The sequence below is a fragment of the Paenibacillus lemnae genome (assembly GCF_012933385.1).
GTDB classification, from domain to species: domain Bacteria; phylum Bacillota; class Bacilli; order Paenibacillales; family Paenibacillaceae; genus Paenibacillus_AQ; species Paenibacillus_AQ lemnae.
The window spans coordinates 1-2,353 of sequence record NZ_JABBPN010000042.1 but is presented as its reverse complement, the minus strand read 5'-3'; the positions used below and the strand labels follow the sequence as shown (position 1 = coordinate 2,353).

At 39.6% G+C, this 2,353-nt stretch carries 2 protein-coding genes; both read left to right on the top strand.

The genetic code is table 11. The features are described from left to right. Positions 1-613: 613 nt before the first annotated feature. Entirely contained in the window at positions 614-1,063 is a 450-nt protein-coding gene (locus tag HII30_RS21310) for a hypothetical protein (RefSeq protein WP_169507053.1), read from the top strand. A gap of 223 nt (positions 1,064-1,286) precedes the next feature. Then, a complete protein-coding gene (locus tag HII30_RS21305) occupies positions 1,287-1,940 on the top strand; it encodes a transglutaminase domain-containing protein (RefSeq protein WP_169507052.1) in 654 nt (217 codons plus the stop codon). The last annotated feature ends 413 nt before the right edge of the window (positions 1,941-2,353 follow it).

Here is a 2,353-nt window from a genome sequence, read left to right as displayed (position 1 = left end):
CGGACACATCCGCACCGACTAACCGCATCGCGGCCGGCACCTGACGGTGCCTTAAGTCGGTGGGACGTCGTGAATACAATAACGTTATCTACAAGATCTGCCCCAAAGTGACTTTTTGAAGGTTATACGTCCGCAACGTCCTGTTGCTTGAAGTAGAGAAGTGACGGGTTGATAAAGACGGGTTGAGTAAGTGAATCCAGGAAGTCAGCGTGGCAAGATTCAGCAAAGCAATACCCGATGAGTGAGTGAATCAAGGAAGCCAGCATGGCAAGATTCAGCAAAGCAATACCCGACGAGTAAGTGGATCAAGAAGCCAGCGTGGCAAGATTCAGTAAAGAAGAAATGGTTGAAAGATGTTTAATGCTGTGGGTCGACGTCCTGTCTTCATTCGAAGAAGTGGGGCAGATCCAGCAGATAACACCGTTTTCCAGCATCGCGACATGCGTCGCTCGGTCCGCCCGAGGAATTTCAAAGAGGGAAGACAGGCGGACACATCTGCAAGGCTAAGTGGCAGAGCCACCCGGCAATACTCTATGCTTCGCATATAGACTAAAGCATCTTAAGCCTTTCGACGTCTGGAACACATTAACGTTATACGAAAGGACCGAAGCAAGTGATATTTAATAAACCACTAGATCATTACGATTTTTTTATTCAATCCGAAAATACAAAATCGCATATTATTTTTTCATTTATAGACATTGAATTAGAACGATCTAAATCTATTAATTACTTAGTGAATGTAAAGGATGATCTGTTTGCAGGGCAGGTTGATATCTGGATTGACCATGAAGAATTCAATCACTTTATTGAAGGGATTTTAAAATCTGAAAATAGCGAAGTCGAACAGATCCGTTTAAAAGCAATGAGTCAAGAAGAATTAGAAGTGACATTTGTTAATCAAAGAATGGGGCACTACGAAATTGCCTATTTGATTAAGAAAATAAGATATTCACAAAACCGATTGATTGAAACCACATTGAAGGGATCCTTTGATTACGATAGTGAATTTTTAAACCTATTGAAAGAGAATTTAAAGAATATTCAAAAGCTCTTGTTATAAGCATTGGTAAGTAACTCAAGGTCCCTTCGTATAACAATATATTCTCGCTGCGGGGCTTACGCCCCTTGGTCGTCCGATGTATAATCATAGAAGGTAAATCGGACGACACACGAGCCGGCCTAAGATAAGAGCTATCTAAGGCCGGCTCGCGTCGTGAATACGGTAACGTTAAGTGAAATTCCCGTCATAAAAAACGTGGGAGGGGATATATTTGTTCGGTTATATGCCAGAATTCAAAGATCATTATTTTAATTTATTGAAATTCACTAATTATGATCTTCTAAATCGTAATGATTCATTGGACTTTGTGTACGAAAAGGACAACAAAGAATTAAGTTACATAAGAAATAAATATGAGTTAACTAAAGTTGCAGGGGATAATAGTGATATATCCATGGTATTAAATATAATGAGTTGGTTACATGAGAAAGTTAAACATGATAACGTAGCCCCACCGAAAATGTGTAATGCAATACATATATTAGATCTTGCTCAGGATAAACACATTAAGATGAACTGTTATGTGTTAGCCACTGTACTAAATGAAATGTTGTTATCATTAGGGTTCTACTCTCGTAGACTACATTGCCGCTCATATGATGCATACGACCTGGACAGTCATGTCGTAACCTCCGTTTTTCTTGAATCTATGAATAAGTGGATTTTTTTGGATCCATCTTGGAACGTATATGTAACCGATGATACAGGTAATTTACTTGGCTTACTAGAATTCCGAGAACGGCTTAAAAATAATCAACCCGTTTGGGTCAATGGAAATCCAGTGGAAACAGACTGGACAAAATTCTATATCGGTTACATGGCAAAGAATCTATTCTGGTTTGTAACTCCACAGATAAGCACTTTTAATTTTGAATAGTCGACAAACAATAAAAGCTATTATCTTTTACTTCCCGATTACTTTATACCATTAGAGCTCAATAACATGAAATCTGATGAAGGAACAAGTATAAGAATAACTACTACAAGTCCAAATGAATTTTGGAAGTCACCAATTAAAACAATTTAAGTTAGTATTTCAATGAAGCGGGAACATCACTTAACATTGTATCTACGCTGCGGGCCATTCGGCCGCTTGGTCTGCAAGATGTGATTCGGGAAGCGAATTCAGCAGACAACCCTGCGAGGCTAAGTCCGTCGGACCCGGCGCTTTCGCGCCTTAAGCCTCTCGGGTTCGTAGATACGTGTTTATTGCATACTAAGAATGCCGAGAATCGCAGCGTAAAAATGCTCAAGTAGATGCAAAAATAAAGAGGCACTTGTCAGCACCAC